We start from the raw sequence: 22,395 nt of genomic DNA, 5'->3' as shown, positions 1-22,395 counted from the left end.
GCGACATGCGCGCGATAGGTGGTCTGCGGCTACCGCAGAGACAGCAGAGGACCGGGCTTGTACGCGACCCCGCCCAGCATCAAGGCCTCCGGTGGCCGTGCCTGCAGCGCCGGTCCGGAAGGCCACCAGTCATCCAGGTGCACCAAACCCGGCTCCAGTAATTCCAGCCCACTGAAGTAGGCGCTGATCTGCTCACGAGTCCGATACCAGCCCGACCCCAAGCCTCCCTCGATGAATGCTCGCTGCAATCGTGCCGCGAGATGATGAAGCTCCGGGTCTTCTTCGGCGGGATCCCAGAAATGACTGATTGCCACATACGAGCCACCCGGAAGCCGCTCGATGTAATCGCGCATAACCCGGGTTGGATCGAGTCCATCGCCCAGGTGGTGCAGCAGCCCGCACACGATCAGACCAATCGGCCGATCCGGCTCGAGATAACGGAGCACTTCCCTGTTCGCCAGGACCGTGCCCCTCTCGAGAAGGTCGCCGCACACGAAATGGGTAAAGGCATTCTGGGCCAGCATTACTCGGCCGTGCGCAGCGCACAGCGGGTCATTATCGACATAGACGACACGGGCGGTCCGGTCTTCCAACTGCGAGACTTCGTGGGTATTGAGTACCGTCGGGAGCCCGGCGCCGATATCCAGGAACTGATCGATCCCGGATTGGCCGGTCAGGTAACGGACCACTCGATGCAGCCAGCGTCGATTCATCCGGGAAACATCGCCCAGCCGCGGCGCGATGCGCCGGACCTGCTCGAAAGCAGCGCGGTCGACCTCGTAGTTGTCCTTGCCGCCCAAGCTGTAGTCGTAGACGCGGGCGATACTGGGGCGAGTCGTATCGGCGCCCACCGGCGAGCAACTACCGGTGGGTAAGTGGGACCGCATCGGCTCCTCCTCGCCGTTCGCTGTCGCTGCGTTGCTGTCGTGAGTGCGGCACCGGCAAGACACGCGTCGCCGACCCTGCGCAACGATCCGGCGCGTCGAGTTCACCGGTAGGCCCGATGTCGTAGGACATGCATCGATAGAACCCATTACGCGGGGATTCCGGAAGTTGGCAACTGTTAGCATCCGGTCGGGGTAGGCCCACATGCAGACTGTGCTCGGACCCAAGAGGCGTGGCAGCTAGCCTGGAAGTCGTGTCCGACCGCTTGAAGGCCTTCATCCCGGAGAATCTGGAAGCGGTCGCCCGCGCTGCGTGCCAACAGGCTGGACTATCCGACGTCGATGTCCAGTTCCTCCGCTTGGGCCAGAACCTTCTGTATCACGTCCCCGATGCGGGGGTCGTCATTCGCATCGGACGCGACAGCAGCTACTTGGCTGATGCCGCCAAAGAGGTAGCGGTGGCCACCTGGTTGGCCGAGGAAAATGTGCCCGCGGCGCAACTGTTCGACATCGGATGCGCGCAGCCTATTTGTTGTGACGGATACCCGGTGACATTCTGGCGCTACATACCCGGCCGCGAACTAATCGGTGCCGAGGCCTCGATCCTCGGCGATCTCCTTCGTAATTTTCACCGGCTCGCAGTTCCCAAAGGAATAGATATTCCACAGCTCGACCCGTTGGCTCGGGTTAGCGATCGGATTGACAAGGCGCCGATTCCCGATCAGGACAAGGTGTTCCTTGCACAGATCAAGGAACACCTAGCGGCGAAGCTGAACGAATTGAACTACAAACTTTCGGTCGGTGTGAATCACGGCGATGTGCACATCAAGAACGTGATCATCTCGCCGGAGGGTACGGGCACTCTCCTCGATTTCGAGGCAGTGAATATCGCTCATCATGAATGGGATCTGGCGAAGACTGCTACAGAGGCGGCCATGGGGATGCTTCCCGCAGACGCCTACGCTCGGTTTGCGGACTCCTACGGCTACGACCTCACCAGCTGGGACGGCTTCCCCGACATCTGCTCGACCACGCAGCTGCGGATGGTTGCGTGGTTGGCACAGAATGTCGGCCACAACGAAAGAGTCGCCAACGAGTATCGCAAGCGGATACAGACGCTGCGTTACGGATTAACAGAATTCTGGAGCGGCTTCTAGGTTCGACTCGATCCACTGTCCACAGATAAATTCCGATGGCGCAGTGCGGATGCGAACTCTGCCATTGCAGGATGGTCCAGGTCCGGGACCTTGGCTGAGAAACTGTCGAGGTATTGGAGGTATCGTTGAGACTGCAAAGCGCCAACACCGCACAGCGCCGCTGTGGCGAGATGCGCGGCTTCCTCGATGTCGCCGGCTTTCAATGCTGCTTCCGCATCGACAATTTGTATGAACGCCCGGGTTCGCCGTGGTGTCGCGGGTGTCAACGCGGTGCCTGCGAACTCGCGGCTTCTCTTCACAGCCCCGAGATCGCGGAACGCGTGCGCAAGGTCGCCGGAGAACTCAGCGGCATCGTAATAGCTGATCCAGGCAGGCTCGTCATCGGCGCTGCGGTCGAACAAACTCTCTGCGTGGCTGATGGCAAGTGCCGCCCCCCGCTCGTCGCGCATGTTCGCCAACGCGCGAACTTCCATCATGACGCACATGGTCTCGACCCGATTCGTACCGCGACCACGGAGCGCCGCCTGTGCAGCACGCGAAACGGTCAATGCCTGATGGTATTTGCCGAGCGCGTTGTACTGGTGGGACAAATTGGCCAGCAGCCGCGCTCCCATCAGCTGGTCACAGGCTTCATCCGCCAGCCGGAGGCCGAGCGTGAAGTACCGCGTGGCGACCGCCTGCCGCCCCGCGTCATATGCCGACCATCCGAGCAACTGCGCCACCTCGGCCGCAGCTCCGAATACGGCACGGCGTTGACCATCCGGCCGGTGGACACGCAGCTCCGGAACAACAGAGTGACGAAAGTACTCGATCAGCACGGGTCTGACGTGGCCACCGCCCTGCTCGAAATCGGCAGTCATCATCCCCGAGGCCGTCGCACGTATTCGGCCTGCGATCGACTCCGGCTCGGTGGCATACGACATGGTCCGAAGCCGAATGTCGTCCACCGAGTATGAGCGCGCGAACAGGTACCCCGAGATCACCCGATCACTGTCGACGAGCGCGGTGGCCGGAGAGAATACGGATCGATCCTCGTGCTCCCACCCGGTCAGCACCTCCAAGAGATCAATGGCGCGCTCGATGTCCTGCTCGTAGGTACTCGTTCGGACAGCGATGTCCTCGGCATCGGGCAGGCCGAGCACTGCTACCAGCAGCCTGCGGTATACCCGGTCGGGCACGTTGCGATTGTTCTCCCACCGCGACAACGCCGTCTTCAGGCTCGCCTCGCTCATGATGCGGAGACCCTGGTGTTCCGCCTCCTCTGTGAGCGCACGTATCAATCGGCTGTACGACCAACCTCGTTGTCGTCGCGCGCGCCTGATTTCCTCACCGAATACCACTACGCCGCCTACACTTCATCGCCCCTCCAGAACGCGATCCCGTCCGAGGTCGACGCGCCACGATCTCCACCACGGAACCCTCGACCAGCGAACATTCCCGAATTCTCCACTCATACTGAGGATCTCCGTCTATGGTGCGCTGTGCACGCTTCTCGCGTCTGGCCGAATCTCTCTGCGACCGAGCGGATATGACAAGCGTAGCGCGCGCTGCTCACTCCGACCGATCTCGAAACCCGTGGCCAGGGGCACCGATCGGGGCCGAGCCCTGAGGACAAAACCACCAGCTACTGGCAGGTTTGGCCTCACCGCTTCGGGTTTCGGCACCTCTTATACACGCCGTAGGAGGTCGTATTGTGAGCAGTGCGCGGAGCTGCTGTTGTTCGGCCTATGGATGACCGGTTCTCGAGTAGGTCGCCGCACACGAAATGGGTAAAGGTATTCTGGGCCAGCATTACTCGGCCGTGTGCAGCGCATAGAGGGTCGTTATCGATATAGACAACCCGGGCTGTGCGGTTTTCCAACTGCGCGACTTCGTGGGTATTGAGCGCGGTCGGGAGCCCGGCGCCGACATCCAGGAACTGATCGATCCCGACCTGGCCGACCAGGTAGCGGACCACTCGATGCAGCCAGCGTCGATTCATCCTGGAAACATCGCTCAGTCGCGGTGCGATGCGTCGGACCTGCTCGAAAACAGTGCGATCGACCTCGTAGTTGTCCTTGCCGCCAAGGCTGTAGTCGTAGACGCGGGCGATGCTGGCCCAGCTGGTATCGACCCCGACAGGGTCGCGGACTCCGGTCACGAGCGCCGGTTCGCTACGTGTCATCGGCCGCCCCGGGTGAGTGAGTCGCTGGCCTGCGCGAGACGGGCGCGGAGAGCAGCCACACCTTCAATTGGTGTCCGGGCCGCGAGGTCGGCTCGCAAGTGATCGGAAATCGCGCCGTCCGTGGCAGCGGTGCTGAGGAGCCGCAGGTAATCCGCGACCTTCGGCGGGTGGTCTTCGTACCAGTGGACGAGCCCGGTGAGCCCGGATGCCATGTCAGCAGGCACGACGAACCTCCTCCGCTGGAGCCCGCCACAGAGCGTCGATGGTGGCTGCGAATCCGTGGCGTAGTCGGGCTATCTGCTCGGTGTCCACATGTAGTTTCCGTGCGATGCGGGCGAGCATTGCGAGGTCAGCAGGCATGATGCACCTCACGGCCGTGCTCGGCTCGCCACCGCGCAATCACGCGGTCGACCTCCTGCTGCACAGTGGACACCTCGACCGCCGGCGCATCGGAAGAACGCAACCCCTGCAGGCACAGTTCCGCGATCCGCAGAGCGTCATCGGTCATCGCGCCACCACCGGCACCGCGTCCGAAGAGAATCCCGACAGGATCCCGAACTCGGGATGCGGGTTCAGGTTCAGCCGATACATGACCCGGTCGCCGGTGAACGCGCTCCGGCCATGCAGCCACCAGTGGTTGTGCAGGACGTACCCCTCGCCAGGATCCAGACTGAACCGCACCGTGTGGCGGTCGATCACTTCCTCCAGTTGCGGTAACCAGCGGGTCACCTGTGGCGAGTACTGGGCGAGTCCATCCCGCCGATACCGGACCCGGACCCGGCCACCGCTGGCGTGCTCGAACACCGAACCGAGGTATCCGGCCGCGCCGCCGAATAACGCGGTGCGCGGCTGCGATAACACCTCGACCGCCTCCGGCGCGGTGGCCGCGAGATCGGTATAGACGCGTTGGCCGTCGATGGCAATGCATTCCCCACCCGACGCAGCGCGGCGCTCGCACACGACGAGCAGGAGTACCGGCGGGTCGATCACTCCGGAACGGTCGGTGTGCGGGGCCAGCGCGCCGGCGCCGAATCCTCCGAACCCCATACGCCGGGCGATCCCGCCGCGGTTCTGCAACGTGGTGATGCCGTCGCTGTCGCTGTCCCGGTGCGAAACGAGCCGGCCAAGCGACGCGGCGAGCGTGACGAATTGCGCCCGGGAACTGACACGGTCGAACCTGGCGATTCCGTCGGACACGAGACCGGCCGCCACGCTCGCCGCCCAATTCTGCTGCAAGTCAACCAACATGCGGTAACCGTCCCCCTCATCCCCGACACGGGTCTACTGACAAATTGTCACCGCCGATCATCCGGCCGGGCGCGGCTCACGCTGCTAGCGTTCCGGGCATGACCGGCTACGTTCCGCACATGTACTCGATTTCGATCAAGGGCGTTGTTGTTCGCGACGGCCGAGTGCTGCTGTTGAAGAACGAACGCGAGGAATGGGAATTGCCGGGCGGCAGAATCGAGCCCGACGAAACTCCCGAGGGCTGCGTCGCCCGCGAGATCACCGAGGAAACACAGTGGCCTGTGACCACAGGGCCGATCCTCGACTCGTGGATTTACTACATCAACGCCGCCGAGAAACACGTTTTCATCGTCACGTACGGCTGTTACCCCGACACCGACGCTGAACCCGTGCTATCCCACGAACACAAAGAGGTCGGGCTGTTCGCCGAAGACGAGATCGCCGGACTGAACATGCCCGAGAACTACAAACGGTCGATCATGACGTGGTTCGCGCAGCTGAGGGCCGCCGAGAGCGTGTAAGGGGACTGCGGTGGACGGGCTCAGATGCCAGGCATGCGGGGTCACGATCAGTCGATTCGCCGCCGACGCCGTATGCCCCACCTGCGCCGCCAACACCACCCCGACGCAACCCGCGGTCCGGGCCGCGCCGACCGTCGCCGCGGTGTGGCTGTGGGCCAGCCCGGAAGCAACCACCGCGATAGCTACCCGCGACCTGCCGACCATCCTTCGCGTATATCGGCGCCTCAATGGATTGAACCAGGTCGCCCTCGCTGAACACCTGGGCTACGACAAGTCGTACGTTTCGATGATCGAGACCGGCCGACGCGCGATATCCGATGTCATCACCCGCCGGCATATCGCCTCCCGGCTCGGGCTGCCCCCGCACATTCTCGGCGTCACGGGAACCGACGACGCCGAGTATCGGGCGATGCTCCAGTTCGGCGACAGCACAGTGCGACTGGCCGAGATCGCCCGGCAATCCGGGCACGCCGTCGAGGCAGTGAACGAACTTTGGCCGTTGGTGGCCCGGCTCGAGGCTCGCGCCGCCGAAGGGCATATGGAGCGTGACAGTCTGATCCTGCTTGCGCAGGCCCGAGCAGCACTCGGTGTATCTCTCGGGACCGTCCTCCCCGAGGAACGTCTCGCGTCCGCCGCGCGGTGGACCGGGCAAGCAGTCGAGATCGCCGAGCACCTCGACGACGACGCATTCCACGCACACACCCTCCGTATGCAGGGCAACGAACTACGCAAGGCCGGCCACCTCGACACCGCGGTCGAACGGTTGGAGCAGTCGCTCGAGCTGTCCCGCGATCCAGCCGCCCAGGGCGGTACGCTCGCGTTCCTGTGCCGAGCTCTCGGCGAGCTCGGCGACGCCCAACGGTTCGACGATGCACTCAACACCTACCAGGGGCTACTCGACACATATCCGGGTAGCGGGCTGTTGTTCCAACCCTTCACGCTCCGCGAGATCCGGCTGCGTGGACTACTCGGAACTGGTCGGACGGTCGAAGCGGGGCAGCGCCTACATGACACCGCCGGCGCCCCGGCCGCGCCTCAATGGCACATCATCGAACGCGTGACCACCGGCGAAGTACTGATCGCTTTAGGCGACGCCGACACCGCGGTCTCCGCGTTCACTGAGGCGATTGCCGCGGCCGAGCGCCATCGGCTACCGCACCAGATACAACGAACTATCCGGGCCGCGGTACAGGGCGGCATGCACGATCTCGCACGGGAAGGGAACGCCGCGCTGCAACGGATACGTGCGACATTGTCGGCCTAGACGTGTGGTTTCGCGGTCGGGCGGAGGCACCCAGTCAGGCGCAGTAATCCCGCATCTATGTCTTCTCAAACACCACAGAGGGAGGGGCATGGCGTTCGCCGAACCACGCCGCCCACTGCTCGTCGCTCTCTTGGGCGTTTGTCTCGTCGCCGTCGAGTGGCGGTTCGTAGTTCGGGATCGGTATGAGTTCCATGTCGAGTTGGACGCGGCATGGCGGGATGGCGGGATGGCGGGATGGCGGCCGATGGTTCCGGCCTGCGATAGCTCTGCACAGCTCCGCTCAGTCGCATACCGTTTTCGCGTGGCCAATGGGGAGATAGAAGTGGGCGCGCCGGAAATCGGGGCTGTACACCGCAGCGTCGCTCGCGATCTGGTGGCCATGCTGAGCCGGTCGCACTGGTTCGGTCTCGCGCTCGCCGGAGCCGGGGGCGGTATCGGCGGGTTCGGGGCTGCCCTACTGTTCGGAGTTCCTGCCGGCTTCTCGCAGCCGCTCGCAACCTTCCTCGCCGGGGCGGGCGCGCTGAGCGCCGGCGTTCTGGCCTACGTCAACGGTGAACGCAGCCGGGCTCTCTCAGATGCTCAACACAAGACCGATGCAGCCCGGGAACGCGAACGCCACCGGGAAGACTCCGACCGTGAACGCGAGTGCTCCCTGCGTTGACAGCCAGAGGCGACCTACCTCGAAAAGGCGAGCCCGACACCTTCGACGTGGCGGGCTTCGTCTCCCGGCTGGCGATACTGCGCGAGTCGCGGTCGGGCAGTCCCGTTCCCTGGCCGACCTTCGATCGGGAACTGGACGACCCGGTACCCGGAGGCGTCGTGTTCACCACCCAGCGGATCGCGGTGGTGGAGGGGAACTACCTGCTGCTCGACCGGCCCGGCTGGCGCGAGGTCCGCAGGTACCTCGATACCGTGTGGTACCTCGATGCCGCGGACGCCGTGATCGAGCCGCGTCTGCGATACCGGCACCTGGACGGCGGCAGATCCGCCGCCGAGACCGAGCACAAGATAGCCCGCAGCGATCTGCCCAACGCCCGGTCGATCGCCGGCACCCGCTCCCGGGCCGACGTACATCTGCGCGAGCGGAGCGGCAGTTATCTCGTCGAGAAGTCCCAGTGAATGCTTCTTTCCGTGCCGGGGCCCGGGGAACGCGTTCGGGCTTGAACCCGACGTAGGGTCAGGTTCTACCGTCGGCGGTACCGGCGCACGGTGCGTCGGTGGAAGTGGGATGAAACGGATGGACCAGCACGGAACCGGGCGCGTATGGAAGGTCGGCGATCTCGCGGCCGAGGCCGGACTGACGGTGCGGACGCTGCATCATTACGACCGTATCGGGCTGGTGCGACCCGCGGGGCGGACCAGCACCGGTCACCGGCTGTACACCGCCGGCGATGTCGAGCGTCTGTACCAGGTGCTGGCTCTCCGCCAACTGGGCCTGGGGCTGGACCGGATCGCCGACCTGCTCCACGGCACAGTGGTGCTGACGCAGGTGCTATCCGCTCATCGTGACTATCTGGCCGCGCAACTGGCCGCGACCCGGGAACTCCATGCCCTGGTCGAGGCGCTGGCGACCGCTACGGCGGAGAGCGGGCCGGACACATCCACGGATCGCTTCCTGGAATTGATCAGGAGGACCGTCATGGTCGACGACACATTCAAGGAGTACTTCACCGGCGGACAGCTGACGCAGCTCGCGCAGCGCCGGGAGGCGCTCGGTGCGGAACACATCCGGCAAGTAGAGGCAGCGTGGGGTGTGCTCATCCCCGAGGTCGACGCGGCGATCGCGGCGGGGATGGACCCGGCCGCGCCCGAGGCGCGGCAGTTGGCGGCGCGGTGGATGGAGCTCTTGGAAGGGTTCCACGGTGGTGACGAGGGTCTGCGCGACAGTCTCTACCGGATGCAGGCCGGTGAGGCCGAGCGGATCGAGAGTGAGTTCTGCGGACCGTCACCGGCGCAGATCGAGTTCATCACGGCCGCGAACGAGGCACGCAGCTAGCAGGTTCGGCAGGTATGCCCGGTCTCCGAGGTTCGCATCCGCGACACGATTCTCACGGATGCGAACCGTTCACCGCCTCGCCCACCGACCCCGGATTCACCGATGAACCGCATCGGTATTCGCCGGTATCGGCCGACCGTGTCCCGTCCGTCCCGCTCCGGACACGGTCGACGACCGTCCGCCCAGGTGCCGGGCCAGGAACCGTTCGAGCGTGCTGTACAGCTCGATATTGCTGTCCGGGTTGACGAACCAGTGGCCCTCGGTCTCGTTCAGCAGGTATTCGACGTCGGCGCCGCGGGAACGCAGCGCTTCCGCGACGCGGTCGGAGTGGCGGCGGGCGACGCGGACATCGTTGGCGCCGTGGATCAGCAGTATCGGTGCATTGATGTCGTCGACCCGTTCGATGGGTGAGCGGGCGAGCATATCGGCGTGCTGACGGGGGTCGTCCGGATCGCCGATGTAGCGGAGATAGCTGTTCTCGACGGCCCGGCGGGCGAACGGGACGACCGACCGCACCAGGTCGACGAGGTCCGACATCCCGGTGTAGCTGATCGCGGCGGCGAACCGGTCCGGGGTGAACGCGGCGCCGACGAGGGCGGCGTAGCCGCCGTAGGAGCAGCCGTAGATGGCGACTCGGTCCGGGTCGGTGTAGTCCTGCGCGATCGCCCAGTCGAGGGCGTCGATCAGGTCGTCGTGCATACGTCCGGCGAACTGGCCGACGGCGGCCCGGGTATGAGCCTTGCCGTAACCGGTGGAGCCGCGGAAATCGACCTGCAGCACCGCGTACCCGCGGTTGGCCAGGAGCTGCACCTCCGGGTCGTAGCCCCAGCTGTCGCGGTACCACGGTCCGCCGTGCACGAGCAGAACAGTCGGCAGGTGGCGGGGTTCGACCCCGACCGGCAGGGTGAGATGGCAGGGCAGTGTCAGGCCGTCGCGGGCGGTGACGGTGAGCGGGGTGACCGGAGCCAGCCGGTCCGGGTCGAGGTGCGGGAACGGCCGGAACAGGAGCCGCGCCTGTCCCGTTGTGTGGTCGTAGTACCAGGTGACGCCGGGGTCGCGGTCGTGGGTGAAATCCACCACCCAGCGCTGTGCTGTGGCGTCGCAGGACATATGGGCCGGGTCGCCGTCGGACAGCTCGGCCAGCCGCGGCAGTACCGTCGCGAAATGCGGGTCGAGCGCGTGGATCTCCTGACGGGCGCCGAGGTAGCGGGCGCCGAGTAGTTCCCCGGTGCTCGGGTGCAGGATCAGCGCGGACGGGAAGCGCGGATCGGCCTCCGGGCGCGGGGTGTCCAGGTCGAACACCGGGTGACTGTCCACGCCGAACTGCTCGCCGGTCGTCAGGTCGAGCCGGACCAGCCGGGTGCGATCCGACCCGCGCGACGAACCGATCCACAGTCCGTTCCCGTCCGGTGTGAGCGCGGCCGGGAGAACCCCGAACAGGGTATCGGTGCCCGGGAACCGCGCGATCGGGTGCCGCTGTCCCCGAGCCCACTCCGACAGCACATGGTCACCGCCCTCCTCCATGGTGAACACCAGCAACCGGTCGGGGGTCCGCAGCCAGGAGAGGATATCGCCGGGATTCTCCGCGGCCGTGCTCAGGCGGCCGGTCACCAGGTCGAGTTCGAACAGGTCGATCAGGTCGGGGCGGCGCATATTGAGCTGTACGAAAGCCGTACCGGGCCGGTCCGGCAGTAGTTGCGCACCGACCAGTCGCACGCCCTCGAAAGGAGTCAGGTCCATCGTGGGCTCGTCGGGTCGGGCCGGGTCGGCGCGATGCAGGTGCCAGTTCTCGTCGCCGTCGGTGTCCTGCTGGAACAGCAGGTAGCGGCCGTCGGTGGTCCAGCAGAAGTTGTCGATGTTGCGCCGGGTCTCGGCGGTGATGCGCCGGACGGCCGGATTGCCGGCATCGGCTGCGTGGTCGGGGGTGTCCCAGTCCGAGTCCAGATCACGGACGAACACGTTCAGCCGCTCGTGCCACGGGGCGAGGTAGGCGACCTTCGTGCCGTCCGGGGACAGCAGGGCTCGGCTACGGATGGGCGGGCCGAAGAACTCTTCGACAGCGATCAACTTCGACGCGACGGCCATGACGGATCCTTGTGGTCGGCGGGGTGCGGACACCCCGAGTCCACACCCTGCCGCAGCGGCATAGGCAAGTCCGGATGATCCGCGTCACGGCGACTCGTCGCCGATACGGTTGGGGTCCGGTCGGATCGTTCCCGGGCGGGGTGGGCCGTGCCGGGATGCCGATGACAGGGTCGCGGTTACCGGCGGGTTCGGGTCACGTGGCTCGCGTTGTTTCGAAGAGGTTCAGCTTGTAGGTATCGATCGGCGACGACATCACCGCGCGCAGTACTTTCATCCCCACGCGATAACGCGCCGGCCACCGCTGGGCGACCGTCGGCTGAGGTGCGGCGAAGGTGCGCGATTCCTGCAGGCGCAGACCGCAGTCCTCGAGCGAACCCGGGTCGTCGCAGATCCATTTCATGCGGGCGGACAGGGCGCGGAAGACCGGATTGCGGTCCTGGCTGTTCATCATCGTCTTGCCGCCGGTATCGAGGGCCAGTCCGCTGCCCGGGAACGCTCGCGCAATGCCTTCGAGGGTGCCGCGCACGGTCTCGCCCGGGAAATACAGCAGCACAGCCTCGCTCAGCAGGAACACCGGGCCGCCGCGCTCCCGGACCTGCTCGAACCAGCTGTCCTCGAGTATCGACCCCTCGACCATCGTGTACCGGTCGCCGTCGGCGAAGAATCTCCGGCGCAGCGCGATGGTGTCGGGCAGGTCGAGGTCGAACCAGCGGAGCTTTCCGTTGTCGAGCCGGTCGAACCGGGTGGACAGACCGCAGCCCAGATCGACCACCGTGCCGTCGGGATGTCCGGTGAGGAAACCGCGGACGTATTCGTCGAATATCGAGGCGCGCAACACCGAACCGGCCAGGACGGTCCGCGGAATTTCGCGAAGTCGTAGTCGATCGCCGCGACCAGTTCGATGGCTCTGGTGTCGCGCAGGATGCTGTCGCGTCGTCCGGCGTCCTGCGCGCGGCCGTACAGCGGAATCAACAGGGTCTCTTGGAGCTCGCCCAGTTCTACCGTCTCGCCCACCCGCTCACGGTAGCCCGGTTCCGCGGAAAACGGTGGGCTACGTCGGGCGGGTGGGTGCGGCGGCGAATCAGCTGGTGGAGGCGGTGGCGAACGGTGTTCCGGTGGCCGCGACGGGCCGGTCGACCGGTCGGCGCCACAGGCCCTTCTTCTCCAGGATCGGCAGGACGCCCTCACCGAACCAGTACGCCTCCTCGACGTGCGGATAGCCCGACAGGATGAAGTGGCCGATACCGAGCCGCGAGTACTCGATCAGTCGTTCGGCGACCTCTTCGTGCGATCCGACCAGCGCGGTGCCCGCGCCGCCGCGGACCAGGCCGACGCCGGCCCACAGGTTGGGGGCGATCTCCAGACGGTCGGTGCGGCCGCCGTGCAGTTCGAGCATGCGCCGCTGGCCCTCGGATTCGCTGCGCGCCAGATTCGATTGCACCCGTTCGATATCGGCCGGATCGATGCCCTGGAGCAGCCGGTCGGCCTCGGCCCAGGCGGCTTCGGAGGTGTCGCGGGTGATCACGTGCAGCCGGATGCCGTAGTCCAGGGTGCGGCGGCGTTCGGCGGCCAGGCCGCGGATCCATTCCAGTTTCTTACCGACCGCCACCAGCGGTTCGCCCCAGGTGAGGTAGGTGTCGGCGTATTGCGCGGCGATCGGGCCCGCGGCCGCCGAGGAACCGCCGAAGAAGACCGGCGGCACCGGGTCGGGGTGGTTGTTGAGCAGTGCGTTGCGCACCTGGAGGTGTTTACCGTCGAAGCTGATGGGTTCGCGTGATTCCCACAGTTCCCGCACGATGTGCAGGAATTCGCCGGTGCGTTCGTAGCGCTGTTCCTTGTCCAGGAAATCGCCGAAGGCCTGCTGTTCGTGTTGTTCGCCGCCGGTGACGACGTTCAGCAGCAGCCGGCCGCGGGAGTGCCGCTGGTAGGTGCCGGCCATCTGGGCGGCCAGGGTGGGGCTGACCAGTCCGGGCCGGAACGCGACCAGGAACTTCAGGGTTTCGGTGGTCTCCACCAGCATGGCGGTGGCCAGCCAGGCGTCCTCGCACCAGGCGCCGGTGGGGGTGAGTACCGCCTCGAAGCCGTTCTCCTCGGCCGCGCCCGCGATCTGGTTCAGGTAGCGCAGGGAGGCGGGGCGGTCGCCGGACATCGCGGTGCCGTGACCGCCGGCCATCAGGCCGCGCGAATCGCCGTAGGTGGGTAGGAACCAGTGGAACGACAGACTCACCGGAATTCTCCTTCGAGGGGCTCTGGAGCGGACAGTGCGGTGGCCGAGCTCCTCGCCGGGCCGATCTGTGATCCTGACCGGTTCCGCGCGCGGTGTCACCGGTTGGAATCGGCGGGAATTTTTCTCCCCGGTGTTTCGATCCGGCTGCGTGTAACCGGTGAGCGGCTCCGCGGCGTCGGTGATCGTGGGCAGATGACTTCCACCGCACGACCTGTCTCCGATACCGATCTGGACGCGGTGTTCGCGCCGATCTACGCCGAAATCGCGGCGAGCGCGGTCGAACGCGAGATCGACCGCCGGCTCGCCCACGACGAAGTGCGCCGATTGCGCGCGGCGCGGTTCGGCGCGCTCCGGGTACCCGTCGAATACGGCGGGTACGGCGCGAGTGTGCGGCAGCTCTTCCGGCAGCTGATCGAACTGGCCGCCGCGGAATCGAATCTGCCGCAGGCGCTGCGGGTGCATTTCGTATTCGTGGAGGACCAGCTGCTCGCCGCGGCCGGACCGGCGCGGGAACAGTGGTTGCGCAAGATCTCCGAGGGGACGCTCGTCGGCAATGCGATCACCGAACCCGGTGTCGGGGCAGTGGGCCGGTATCAGACCCGGCTGACGCAGTCCGGGGAGGGCTGGGTGCTCGACGGGACGAAGTACTACAGCACCGGTTCGTTGTACGCCGACCACATCCTGGTCGCCGCCGACCGCGACGGCGAGCGGGTCAGTGTGCTGGTGGACGCCGACGCCGAGGGGGTGCGTCAGCACGACGACTGGGACGGTTTCGGCCAGCGGCTGACGGCCAGCGGGACCACCGAATTCGCCGGAGTCGCGGTGCCGCCGGACCGGATCCTGGGCCCCGGCTACGGTGACGCGGGCGCAACCTATTCGACCTCTTATCTGCAGTTGTTCCAGCTCGCGGTACTGGCCGGAATCGCGCAGCGCGCCGAACGCGATACCCGTGCGTGGGTGGCCGCGCGCCGTCGTGGCTACACGCATTCGGTGGCCGATCTGCCCCGGCACGATCCGCTGGTGCAGCAGGTGATCGGCCGATTGTCGGCTGCCGCGTTCGGTGCCCGCGCCAGTGTGCTGGCCGTCGCCGATGTACTCGACGAAGTACTCGCCGCCGGAGCCACCGAGGAGCAGGGCCTGATCGACGCCGAACTGGCCGCGGCGCAGGCACAACTCGGTGTGATCGATACCGTGCTCGCGGCCACGACCCAGCTGTTCGAGGTGGGCGGGGCGTCCATCACCTCGGAGGGTCTGCGGCTGGACCGGCACTGGCGCAACGCGCGCACCATCTCGGTACACAACCCGGCGATCCAGAAGGCGCGCGCCATCGGGGATCACCTGCTCAACGGCACCCAGCTGCCGTTCGCGTGGAGCGCGGGCGAGCGCCGGCCCGCCGAAGGTGCGGTGTGATGACCCGGCAGATCTGCCGGCGCGCCCACCATTTCGGACCGATACGGTCACCACACCGGGCCGGTGGCGCGGAATTCCGCGATGGACATCCCGCGCCGCCGCCGGACCAGATTGCGCAGGGTGCCGCCGTTGAGATAGCCGACCCGCGCGGCCACCGTATCGACGGTCTGCGTGGTGGTGCGCAGCAGCTGCGCGGCCCGTTCCAGCCGGATATCGTCCACGAAATCACGCGGTGATCTGCCGAGTTCGGCCTGGGTCGCCCGTTGCAGGCTCCGTTCGGTGACGCCCAGTTCGGCTGCCGCGCGCGATATCCGGAAGCCTTCTCCGATATGGTCGCGGACCCAGCGTTCGAAGGCGGCGGTCAGCGAATCACCGGCGGCGACGATCTCGGGAACGGCGAAATCGGCCTGCGTCCTGCGGTTTCCGGCGGCCATGTACCGTCCGGTGAGTTCGGCGAGCGCGGGGCTCTGCGCGTGTACGAACGACAGCGCCAGGACCAGATGGGACAGCACAGCACCGGCGGTGGTCACTCGTTCGCCGCGGCACAGTGTCGCGCTCTCGTCCAGCTGGACCCGGGGATAGCGCCGGCGGAAGCTGGGGCCCAGCCACCAGCTGGTGGTCGCCCGGGTCCCGTTCAGAACGCCCGCCTCGGCCAGCAGGAAGGTCCCCGTACACGCGGCGCCCAGCGGCGCACCGGCCGCGTGGGCCCCTCTGATCCGTTCGAGAACGCCGTCGTATTCGGGTGCCGAGACCAACCGGATCAGTGCTTCGGCTCCGAGTACGTTCACCGCGGGCACCAGCAGTAGTCCGGGATCGTCCGGGAGTTCGTCCAGTGCCACGGTGGGCACGGTATGCCCGTGACCGGTCCTGATCGTGGTGCCCAGCGAGGCGACCCGGACCTGCCACGGCTCCGGCGGCGCGCCCAGGGTCTCGCGCAGGGCGTTCGCGGTGGCGAAGGTTTCGAGGAGGGCGGTGAAGCCGAAATCGGCGACTCCGTCCACCACGAAGATGGTCACGTTCATGTCGGGAATAGTACGAAAGATGTCGCCTCCGACACTCCTGGCCGGGTCGGTTCGGCCATAGGCTCACGCGGTGGAAACACCGCACCGGTCCGACCGGTCGGTTGTTCCCGCATCGACGCCCAGCACCACACCTCCCGGAGTGCATATGCCCGTCCTCGCTACACACGGCCCCCACCACATCCGCCTGACGGTGACCGATATCGAACGGTCGCGCGATTTCTACCGTGATGTGCTGGGATTCGAGGTCGCCGCGCAATCACCGGGCCACCCGGACGACCCGGAGGTCCGCACCGATCCGTACCGGCTCTACGGCGGATGCGTATTCCGGGCGGGCGCGATGCTGCTGGGTCTGCGACCGGTCGCGTCGGCCGGTGAGGTGTTCGATGCGGAGCGGGTCGGCCTGGACCATCTGAGTTTCTCGGTGGATTCCAAACAGGATCTGTTCACCGCCGCCGAGCGATTGGACCGCGCGGGTGTCGTCCACGGCGAGATCATCGATATGGAGCAGTTCGGTATCGCGATCATGTCGTTCGACGACCCCGACGGGATCCACCTCGAACTGACAGCGCCGCTGTGAGGCCGGCGCTGCGCGATCCCCGTCCGGAGGCGCTCGGCACCCACAACCGGCGCGCGATCACCCCGGCGCCCACCGCCGTCCGTGATCCGTGGAGCGATCTGTCCGGTGCCGAGCGTACGATCGCGATCCTCGCCGCCGCGGGGTGGACCAGTGCCGCTATCGCGGCCCGCCGGGGTACATCGGTGCGCACCGTCGAAGCGCAGCTGGCGGCCGTACTGCGCAAACTGGTGATCACCTCGCGGCGCCGAATCGCGGAATTCGTCCCCGAAGAGCTGGTCGCTCAGGTGCGCCGGGAAGCCCGGCGGAAAGCACCCCGGCGCACCCGACACCACCGCGCCCGGGTCTGAGACCGGCCCGGTGCGAGTACGCCGGGCCGGGCGGGTTCAGGCCAGCGATCTCAGGAAGACCTCGGCGACCGATTCGAGCCCCTGCCGGTCGGTCTCGTCGAACCGGCCGGGCCGCGGACTGTCGAGATCGAGGACGCCGAGCAGGTCGCCGCCGTGGACCAGCGGTACCACGATCTCCGAACGACTGTCCGCGTCGCAGGCGATATGCCCGGGGAAGGCGTGCACATCGGGAACCAGCTGGGTCCGGCGGGTGTGTGCCGCGGCACCGCACACACCCGCCCCCAGCGCGATCCGCACGCAGGCCGGTTTGCCCTGGAAGGGGCCGACGACGAGTTCGCGGCCGTCGTAGAAGTAGAAACCGGCCCAGTTCACCTCCGCGAGACTGTGGTAGATCAGGGCACTCAGATTGGCGGCGTTCGCGGTCCGGTCGGATTCGCCGTCGAGCAGCGCGGCCGCCCGGGCGGCGAGTTGCCGGTAGCCTTCGGCGCGGTCGCCGGTCAGCGGGACGAGGTCGAACGTCATGTACGGATGGTAGAGCCGACAGACCGGTCCCGGTTCGGCGGAAACCGTCGATGGTGTCACGAAAACAGCTGCGGTGCGGTGCTGTTCGGCATCAACTCGCGGTGAGTGTAAAGGTGCAGCCCGGCGGCTCCGATCGTGACCATGGCGCTATGACAACACAGCACACGTCCCACCGTAAGGCCGCCGTGATCGGTGCGGGGCAGACCGGCGTCACCGCGGCGCTCGGCCTGCTCGACGCCGGATTCACCGTCACCCTCTACAGCGACAAGGATCAGCGCGACCTGCGCGACAAGGTGCCCGCCACCGGAACCGCGCTCATCTTCGGCGAGGCCCAGGCCGCCGAGGAAGCGCTCGGCCTGCCCACCTATCTCGATCGCGCACCGCTGCACAGCGGGCTCACCGTCCGGGTCGCCGGTGGTGGTGAGGAGCTGATCGCCTTCGACGGCGCCTTCGACGGTTTCCACGGCCTCGCCGTCGATACCCGGCTCAAGGCCGACGAACGGCTCACCACCTTCCTCGAGCGCGGCGGCCGTTTCGTCGTGGATCCGGTGACACCCGAACGGCTCGACCCGATCGCCGCCGAGCACGATCTCACCCTGGTCGCCACCGGCCGCGGTGGCCTCTCCCGGCTGTTCGAAATCGACGAGACGCGTACCGTCTACGACGCGCCGCAGCGCAGTCTGCTCACCGTGACGGTGACCGGGCTGCCGCACGACGAGTCGGTTTTCGCGCACCGCAGCCCCGCCGGCGGCGGCCGCAGCGGGTTCTCCATCGTCGCCGAAGAGGGCGAAGCCTGGTGGGGGCCGTATCTGCACAAGGACGCGGGCCCGACCTGGGCGTTCCTCGGCTGGGCGCGGCCGGGTGGCGAATGGGAGAAGCGGTTCGCGGCCGCCGATTCGGCGGAATCGGCGCACCGGATCGTGACCGAGCTCTACCGCGACTATCTCGACTGGGACCTGCCGGAGGTACTCGCCACGAAGGTGCTCGCCGACGATCCGCACTCGTGGCTCAAGGGCGCGGTGCGGCCGCTGTTCCGGCGCGGTGTCGGGCATACCGCGGGTGGTCACCCGGTGGCGGCGCTCGGGGATACCGCCGTGGCCTACGACCCGATCGCCGGGCAGGGCGCGCAGAGCGGGCTGGTCCAGGCGCAGCGCCTGGTCACCGCGGCCGCGGCGCACGAGGGCGTGTTCGACGATGCCTGGATCACCGCGCAGTACGAGGCGTTCCTGGACGCGCGGGCCGAGGATGCCGCCAAGGTCACCCGGCTGTTCCTCAGCGATCCCGAGTTCGCCGAGATCGGCGGTCAGTTCTTCAGCGCGGCGGCGGCCGATCCGCGCTTCGCCTCGGCGCTCGTGGGCACACTGCACCGCCCGCAGGCGGCCCGTTCGGTGAACTCGGTGGCGGACGCGCACGACCTCATCGCGCAGGTCACCGGGGAGGATGCGGCCACGGTGCTGGGCCGATTCCGGCCCGCCGGACGTTTCAGCAGGTCGCAGTACAACGGAACCGCCGCGGCCACCGCCTGACCGGCACCGGTACCCCGGCGACTCGGCGACCCAGCGGTCGCCGGGCCGCCGGCCGCGAGCCCGAGTACCGGAACCGGGTCGCCGGTACTCGGGTGTGGGTCGCGGTCGGTGCCTGCTGCCCCGGCGGGATGCGATCCCACAGATTCAAAACCTCGTACCACCGCCGACCTCGCTGGTGAACTGGTCTCGCGCCGGGTGCAGGCCGTACTCGGCTTCCGGACGACAGATGCCCACGGCGAGCAGTGCGATACCTCCGCCTTCGCTGCGGCCTCCGCGGGCCGTATCCAACCAGCTCTAGGGAGGCCTCATGAGTACTGAGAAGACCACTGATCGGATCCGGTTCGCCTACTGGGTGCCCAATGTCAGCGGCGGGCTGGTGACCAGCGAGATCGAACAGCGCACCGGCTGGGATTTCGAATACAACAAGAAACTCGCGCAGACCGCGGAACGCAACGGATTCGACTACGCGCTCTCCCAGGTTCGCTACACCGCGTCCTACGGTGCGGAGTTCCAGCACGAATCCACCTCGTTCAGCCTGGCGCTGCTCGGTGCCACGGAACGGCTGAAGGTGATCGCGGCCGTACATCCCGGTCTGTGGCATCCTGCCGTGCTCGCCAAATTCGGTGCCACCGCCGACCATCTGTCCGGCGGCCGGTTCGCCATCAATGTGGTGTCCGGCTGGTTCGCCGGGGAGTTCACCGCGCTCGGTGAGCCCTGGCTCGAACACGACGAACGGTACCGGCGCAGCGCGGAATTCCTGGAGGTGATCCGCAAGATCTGGACCGAGGACGCGGTGAACTACGGCGGCGATTTCTACCGCATCCGCGATTTCACCCTCAAGCCCAAACCGCTCAACACCCCCGAACGGCCGAATCCCGAACTGTTCCAGGGCGGTAACTCCAGCGCGGCCCGCCGCAACGGCGGACGTTTCGCCGACTGGTACTTCTCCAACGGCAAAGATTTCGACGGCGTCACCGAACAACTCGACGATCTGCGCTCGGTCGCCCGTGCCCACGACCGCGAAGTGAAATTCGGGCTGAACGGGTTCATCATCGCCCGCGATACCGAACGCGAAGCCCACGACACCCTGCGCGAGATCATCGACAAAGCGAACAAGCCCGCGGTCGAGGGCTTCCGGGACGCGGTGCAGCAGGCCGGTGCCGCCACCCGCGACGGCAAAGGTATGTGGGCGGATTCGAGTTTCGAGGATCTGGTCCAGTACAACGACGGTTTCCGGACCAAGCTGGTCGGTACCCCCGAGCAGGTCGCCGAGCGGATCGTCGCCTACCGGGAACTCGGCGTGGACCTCGTCCTGGGCGGTTTCCTGCACTTCCAGGAGGAGATCGAATACTTCGGTGCCAAGGTGCTGCCGCTGGTCCGCGAACTGGAGGCCGCGCGAGCACCCGCCGCGGTGGCGGGGCGATGACCACCGTCGGGGCCGCGCGCATCACCTCGGCGCAGCAGGCCCGTACGGTCGCCGCGGAACTCGCGGCCGAATTCGCGGTGGACGCCGCCCACCGGGACCGGGAGCGCCTACTGCCCTTCGCCGAGGTACGCACACTGGCGGCCAGCGGTCTGCTCGCCGTTACGGTGCCCGCGACTCACGGGGGTGCTGAACTCCCGCCCAGTGCGGTCGCCGAGGTGGTACGGATACTGGCGATCGCGGATCCGAATATCGCGCAGATTCCGCACAGCCATTTCGTCTACGTGAACCTGTTGAAACTGGCCGGTTCCGCCGAACAGCGGCACCGCTATCTGACCGGGGTACTGGACGGCGCGCAGATCGCGAACGCGCAGTCCGAGCGCGGCGGTGCGACGGTGGCCGAGATCGCCACCACGGTCCGGCCGCTCGCGGGCGGGCAGCGGTTCCGGATCGACGGGGTCAAGTACTACTGCACCGGTTCACTGTTCGCCGACTTCCTGGCCGTACTCACGCGACTGGACGACCCCGACGGGGTGTCCGGACTACCGTCCGGGCAGTACGTCGCGTTTCTCCCGGCCGATACCCCGGGGGTCCGGATCGTGGACGACTGGAACGGATTCGGCCAGCGCACCACCGGTAGCGGGACGGTGTCGTTCGACAGTGTCGTGGTCGAACGCGATCAGCTCGTCGCCCGCACCGCCGCCGTGGACGAACCCACCGCCTACGGAGCCTCCGCGCAGTTGCTGCACGCCGCGATCGACGCCGGGATCGCCCGCGGCGCGCTCACCGCCGCCGCCGGATTCGCCCGGGACAGGAGCCGGCCGTGGTTCGAGGCGCAGGTGGGCCGGGCGATCGACGATCCGCTGCTCGTCCAGCGTTTCGGTGAACTGGCCGTCACGGTCTCCGCGGCCGAGGCCGCCCTGGTGGTCGCCGGTGCGGCGGTGGACGCCGCACTCGGGGCGCCGGAAAAGGTCGCCGACGCCTCGATCGCCGTCGCCACCGCCAAGATCCTGGCCGATCGTGGCGCTACCGAGGTGGCCGGCGCACTGTTCGAGGTCGGCGGGACGCGTAGTGCCGCCGACGATCTCAACCTGCACCATTTCTGGCGCAATGCCCGCACGCACACCCTGCACGACCCGGTCCGGTGGAAATACCAGCACATCGGGCGAACCCTGCTGCACGGCAGTCCACCGCCGTTGCACGGAGTGATCTGACCCGGACGACGGCCGTCCCGGCGGGAAGTGCTCCCTCGCCGGGTGGTCCGCCGGTGGCCGAATGTGGGTCGGTCACCGGCGAGCGTCCGGTCGGGGTAGGGAGCGGCGGCGGCACTACCGCGCGATCGTCCGGCGGGCTGTGCCGATCGGTCAGCGGGTCGCCGTCGCACCCTCCGGACGCACCGGATGTTTCCCCTCGGCGAACTCCTCGACGATCTTCGCGCAGAAGGCGGGCAGGTCGCCGGGGTTGCGGCTGGACACCAGCCCGCGATCGTTGACTACTTCCTCGTCGACCACGGTGCCCCCGGCATTGCGGATATCGGTCCGCACGCTGGGATAGGAAGTGAGCGTGCGGCCGCGCACCACATCCGCTTCCACCAGGGTCCACGGGCCGTGGCAGATCACACCGACCGGTTTACCGGTGGCGAAGAAGTCCCGGACGAAGGCCACGGCCGATTCGTCCTGGCGTAGTTTGTCGGGGTTGGTGGTGCCGCCCGGTAAGAGCAGCGCGTCGAATTCGCCGGGGCTGCATTCGCCGACGACCCGATCCACCGCGAAGGTGTCACCCTTCTCCACATCGTGGTTCATGGCCTGGATACGCCCGGATTGCAGAGAGATCAGTGCGGTGCTCGCACCGGCATCCTCGACCGCCGACCTGGGCTCGACCAATTCCACCTGTTCTACGCCGTCGGTCGCGAGAACCGCGATGCGCCGTCCGGTCAGATCGTGCTGCTGCGCCATAACGTGCTCCTTCTGTCGCGGATTCCGGTCTGTACCGCGGCCTACCCGGGCCCGTGGCGGCGAAACG

General features: G+C 67.1%; 22 protein-coding genes and 1 pseudogene. 12 read left to right on the top strand and 11 right to left on the bottom strand.

Going from position 1 to position 22,395, the window contains the following annotated elements:
- Positions 1-29: 29 nt before the first annotated feature.
- Positions 30-851, bottom strand: a complete 822-nt coding sequence (locus ACWEWT_RS16150; protein ID WP_452559642.1) for an SAM-dependent methyltransferase — start codon at positions 849-851, stop codon at positions 30-32.
- A 287-nt stretch (positions 852-1,138) separates the two neighbouring features.
- Here ACWEWT_RS16150 and ACWEWT_RS16145 point away from each other — a divergent pair, with 287 nt between their 5' ends.
- Positions 1,139-2,041 (top strand): phosphotransferase enzyme family protein, encoded by a 903-nt coding sequence (locus ACWEWT_RS16145; RefSeq protein WP_452559640.1) that lies wholly within the window; start codon positions 1,139-1,141, stop codon positions 2,039-2,041.
- On the opposite strand, the gene ACWEWT_RS16140 is transcribed toward ACWEWT_RS16145, so the two are convergent.
- The 4 genes from ACWEWT_RS16140 to ACWEWT_RS16125 form a co-directional block, all read right to left on the bottom strand.
- Positions 2,038-3,273 (bottom strand): hypothetical protein, encoded by a 1,236-nt coding sequence (locus tag ACWEWT_RS16140; protein ID WP_452559639.1) that lies wholly within the window; start codon positions 3,271-3,273, stop codon positions 2,038-2,040. The two genes, ACWEWT_RS16145 and ACWEWT_RS16140, sit on opposite strands and share 4 nt — an antisense overlap.
- 410 nt (positions 3,274-3,683) lie before the next feature.
- Entirely contained in the window at positions 3,684-4,205 is a 522-nt protein-coding gene (locus ACWEWT_RS16135) for an SAM-dependent methyltransferase (RefSeq protein WP_452559637.1), read from the bottom strand.
- 349 nt (positions 4,206-4,554) lie between these two features.
- Positions 4,555-4,713: a hypothetical protein gene (locus tag ACWEWT_RS16130; protein ID WP_452559636.1), complete on the bottom strand. Its 159-nt coding sequence runs from the start codon at positions 4,711-4,713 to the stop codon at positions 4,555-4,557.
- Positions 4,710-5,453 (bottom strand): TauD/TfdA family dioxygenase, encoded by a 744-nt coding sequence (locus ACWEWT_RS16125; RefSeq protein ID WP_452559635.1) that lies wholly within the window; start codon positions 5,451-5,453, stop codon positions 4,710-4,712. The genes ACWEWT_RS16130 and ACWEWT_RS16125 overlap by 4 nt, the downstream gene beginning before the upstream one ends.
- A 98-nt stretch (positions 5,454-5,551) precedes the next feature.
- Between ACWEWT_RS16125 and ACWEWT_RS16120 the strand changes: the two genes are divergently transcribed.
- The 5 genes from ACWEWT_RS16120 (at position 5,552) to ACWEWT_RS16100 (ending at position 9,234) form a co-directional block, all read left to right on the top strand.
- Positions 5,552-5,974 carry an NUDIX hydrolase gene (locus ACWEWT_RS16120; protein ID WP_280421956.1) on the top strand — a complete coding sequence of 141 codons (423 nt, stop codon included), beginning with the start codon at positions 5,552-5,554 and terminating at the stop codon, positions 5,972-5,974.
- A 10-nt stretch (positions 5,975-5,984) separates the two neighbouring features.
- Entirely contained in the window at positions 5,985-7,238 is a 1,254-nt protein-coding gene (locus ACWEWT_RS16115; protein ID WP_452559633.1) for a helix-turn-helix domain-containing protein, read from the top strand.
- Between the two features lie 88 nt (positions 7,239-7,326).
- The gene (locus tag ACWEWT_RS16110) at positions 7,327-7,899 is read left to right on the top strand and encodes a hypothetical protein (RefSeq protein ID WP_452559631.1); all 573 of its coding nucleotides are present in this window, start codon (positions 7,327-7,329) and stop codon (positions 7,897-7,899) included.
- Positions 7,896-8,357 (top strand): nucleoside triphosphate hydrolase, encoded by a 462-nt coding sequence (locus ACWEWT_RS16105; RefSeq protein ID WP_452559629.1) that lies wholly within the window; start codon positions 7,896-7,898, stop codon positions 8,355-8,357. The genes ACWEWT_RS16110 and ACWEWT_RS16105 overlap by 4 nt, the downstream gene beginning before the upstream one ends.
- Positions 8,358-8,466: 109 nt before the next feature.
- Complete coding sequence (locus ACWEWT_RS16100; RefSeq protein ID WP_452559627.1) at positions 8,467-9,234, top strand: MerR family transcriptional regulator; 768 nt, start codon at positions 8,467-8,469, stop codon at positions 9,232-9,234.
- A 96-nt stretch (positions 9,235-9,330) separates the two neighbouring features.
- Here ACWEWT_RS16100 and ACWEWT_RS16095 read toward each other — a convergent pair whose 3' ends face one another.
- The 3 genes and pseudogenes from ACWEWT_RS16095 to ACWEWT_RS16085 form a co-directional block, all read right to left on the bottom strand.
- On the bottom strand, positions 9,331-11,319 hold the full coding sequence (locus ACWEWT_RS16095; RefSeq protein ID WP_452559625.1) for an alpha/beta fold hydrolase: 1,989 nt from the start codon (positions 11,317-11,319) through the stop codon (positions 9,331-9,333).
- 193 nt (positions 11,320-11,512) lie between these two features.
- Positions 11,513-12,229 (bottom strand): annotated as a pseudogene (locus tag ACWEWT_RS16090) (class I SAM-dependent methyltransferase); the annotation flags it as partial.
- A gap of 171 nt (positions 12,230-12,400) precedes the next feature.
- A complete protein-coding gene (locus tag ACWEWT_RS16085) occupies positions 12,401-13,546 on the bottom strand; it encodes an LLM class flavin-dependent oxidoreductase (protein ID WP_452559624.1) in 1,146 nt (381 codons plus the stop codon).
- Positions 13,547-13,738: 192 nt separating this feature from the next.
- On the opposite strand from ACWEWT_RS16085, the gene ACWEWT_RS16080 reads away from it, so the two are divergent.
- Positions 13,739-14,956 (top strand): acyl-CoA dehydrogenase family protein, encoded by a 1,218-nt coding sequence (locus ACWEWT_RS16080; RefSeq protein WP_452559623.1) that lies wholly within the window; start codon positions 13,739-13,741, stop codon positions 14,954-14,956.
- Between the two features lie 47 nt (positions 14,957-15,003).
- Here the strand turns inward: ACWEWT_RS16080 and ACWEWT_RS16075 are convergent, their stop codons facing one another.
- Positions 15,004-15,978 carry a GlxA family transcriptional regulator gene (locus ACWEWT_RS16075; RefSeq protein ID WP_452559621.1) on the bottom strand — a complete coding sequence of 325 codons (975 nt, stop codon included), beginning with the start codon at positions 15,976-15,978 and terminating at the stop codon, positions 15,004-15,006.
- A 145-nt stretch (positions 15,979-16,123) separates the two neighbouring features.
- On the opposite strand from ACWEWT_RS16075, the gene ACWEWT_RS16070 reads away from it, so the two are divergent.
- Positions 16,124-16,555, top strand: a complete 432-nt coding sequence (locus ACWEWT_RS16070) for a VOC family protein (RefSeq protein WP_452559619.1) — start codon at positions 16,124-16,126, stop codon at positions 16,553-16,555.
- Positions 16,552-16,902, top strand: coding sequence for a LuxR C-terminal-related transcriptional regulator (locus tag ACWEWT_RS16065; protein ID WP_452559618.1), 351 nt, complete (start codon positions 16,552-16,554; stop codon positions 16,900-16,902). The genes ACWEWT_RS16070 and ACWEWT_RS16065 overlap by 4 nt, the downstream gene beginning before the upstream one ends.
- Positions 16,903-16,938: 36 nt before the next feature.
- Here the strand turns inward: ACWEWT_RS16065 and ACWEWT_RS16060 are convergent, their stop codons facing one another.
- Positions 16,939-17,424 (bottom strand): GAF domain-containing protein, encoded by a 486-nt coding sequence (locus tag ACWEWT_RS16060; protein WP_452559616.1) that lies wholly within the window; start codon positions 17,422-17,424, stop codon positions 16,939-16,941.
- Between the two features lie 149 nt (positions 17,425-17,573).
- Between ACWEWT_RS16060 and ACWEWT_RS16055 the strand changes: the two genes are divergently transcribed.
- The 3 genes from ACWEWT_RS16055 to ACWEWT_RS16045 all read left to right on the top strand — a co-directional run bounded on the left by ACWEWT_RS16055 (position 17,574) and on the right by ACWEWT_RS16045 (position 21,587).
- Positions 17,574-18,950: a styrene monooxygenase/indole monooxygenase family protein gene (locus tag ACWEWT_RS16055; RefSeq protein WP_452559614.1), complete on the top strand. Its 1,377-nt coding sequence runs from the start codon at positions 17,574-17,576 to the stop codon at positions 18,948-18,950.
- Positions 18,951-19,257: 307 nt separating this feature from the next.
- Entirely contained in the window at positions 19,258-20,376 is a 1,119-nt protein-coding gene (gene sfnG, locus ACWEWT_RS16050) for a dimethylsulfone monooxygenase SfnG (protein ID WP_452559612.1), read from the top strand.
- Positions 20,373-21,587 carry an SfnB family sulfur acquisition oxidoreductase gene (locus ACWEWT_RS16045; protein WP_452559611.1) on the top strand — a complete coding sequence of 405 codons (1,215 nt, stop codon included), beginning with the start codon at positions 20,373-20,375 and terminating at the stop codon, positions 21,585-21,587. The genes sfnG and ACWEWT_RS16045 overlap by 4 nt, the downstream gene beginning before the upstream one ends.
- Before the next feature lie 150 nt (positions 21,588-21,737).
- Here ACWEWT_RS16045 and ACWEWT_RS16040 read toward each other — a convergent pair whose 3' ends face one another.
- Positions 21,738-22,328 (bottom strand): type 1 glutamine amidotransferase domain-containing protein, encoded by a 591-nt coding sequence (locus ACWEWT_RS16040; protein ID WP_452559609.1) that lies wholly within the window; start codon positions 22,326-22,328, stop codon positions 21,738-21,740.
- Positions 22,329-22,395: the final 67 nt, after the last annotated feature.

This window comes from Nocardia sp. NPDC003963 (genome assembly GCF_053605105.1).
This window is presented reverse-complemented; position numbering and strand designations above follow the sequence as displayed.

What these genes read in the sequence shown, in the direction of transcription:
- ACWEWT_RS16120 (WP_280421956.1), top strand. Translation starts at nt 5,552, where the DNA reads ATGACCGGCTACGTTCCGCACATGTACTCGATTTCGATCAAGGGCGTT.
- ACWEWT_RS16045 (WP_452559611.1), top strand. Translation starts at nt 20,373, where the DNA reads ATGACCACCGTCGGGGCCGCGCGCATCACCTCGGCGCAGCAGGCCCGT.
- sfnG (WP_452559612.1), top strand. Translation starts at nt 19,258, where the DNA reads ATGAGTACTGAGAAGACCACTGATCGGATCCGGTTCGCCTACTGGGTG.
- ACWEWT_RS16040 (WP_452559609.1), bottom strand. Translation starts at nt 22,328, where the DNA reads ATGGCGCAGCAGCACGATCTGACCGGACGGCGCATCGCGGTTCTCGCG.
- ACWEWT_RS16140 (WP_452559639.1), bottom strand. Translation starts at nt 3,273, where the DNA reads ATGAGCGAGGCGAGCCTGAAGACGGCGTTGTCGCGGTGGGAGAACAAT.
- ACWEWT_RS16080 (WP_452559623.1), top strand. Translation starts at nt 13,739, where the DNA reads ATGACTTCCACCGCACGACCTGTCTCCGATACCGATCTGGACGCGGTG.
- ACWEWT_RS16055 (WP_452559614.1), top strand. Translation starts at nt 17,574, where the DNA reads ATGACAACACAGCACACGTCCCACCGTAAGGCCGCCGTGATCGGTGCG.
- ACWEWT_RS16100 (WP_452559627.1), top strand. Translation starts at nt 8,467, where the DNA reads ATGAAACGGATGGACCAGCACGGAACCGGGCGCGTATGGAAGGTCGGC.
- ACWEWT_RS16125 (WP_452559635.1), bottom strand. Translation starts at nt 5,453, where the DNA reads ATGTTGGTTGACTTGCAGCAGAATTGGGCGGCGAGCGTGGCGGCCGGT.
- ACWEWT_RS16070 (WP_452559619.1), top strand. Translation starts at nt 16,124, where the DNA reads ATGCCCGTCCTCGCTACACACGGCCCCCACCACATCCGCCTGACGGTG.
- ACWEWT_RS16075 (WP_452559621.1), bottom strand. Translation starts at nt 15,978, where the DNA reads ATGAACGTGACCATCTTCGTGGTGGACGGAGTCGCCGATTTCGGCTTC.
- ACWEWT_RS16095 (WP_452559625.1), bottom strand. Translation starts at nt 11,319, where the DNA reads ATGGCCGTCGCGTCGAAGTTGATCGCTGTCGAAGAGTTCTTCGGCCCG.
- ACWEWT_RS16135 (WP_452559637.1), bottom strand. Translation starts at nt 4,205, where the DNA reads ATGACACGTAGCGAACCGGCGCTCGTGACCGGAGTCCGCGACCCTGTC.
- ACWEWT_RS16060 (WP_452559616.1), bottom strand. Translation starts at nt 17,424, where the DNA reads ATGACGTTCGACCTCGTCCCGCTGACCGGCGACCGCGCCGAAGGCTAC.
- ACWEWT_RS16110 (WP_452559631.1), top strand. Translation starts at nt 7,327, where the DNA reads ATGGCGTTCGCCGAACCACGCCGCCCACTGCTCGTCGCTCTCTTGGGC.
- ACWEWT_RS16130 (WP_452559636.1), bottom strand. Translation starts at nt 4,713, where the DNA reads ATGACCGATGACGCTCTGCGGATCGCGGAACTGTGCCTGCAGGGGTTG.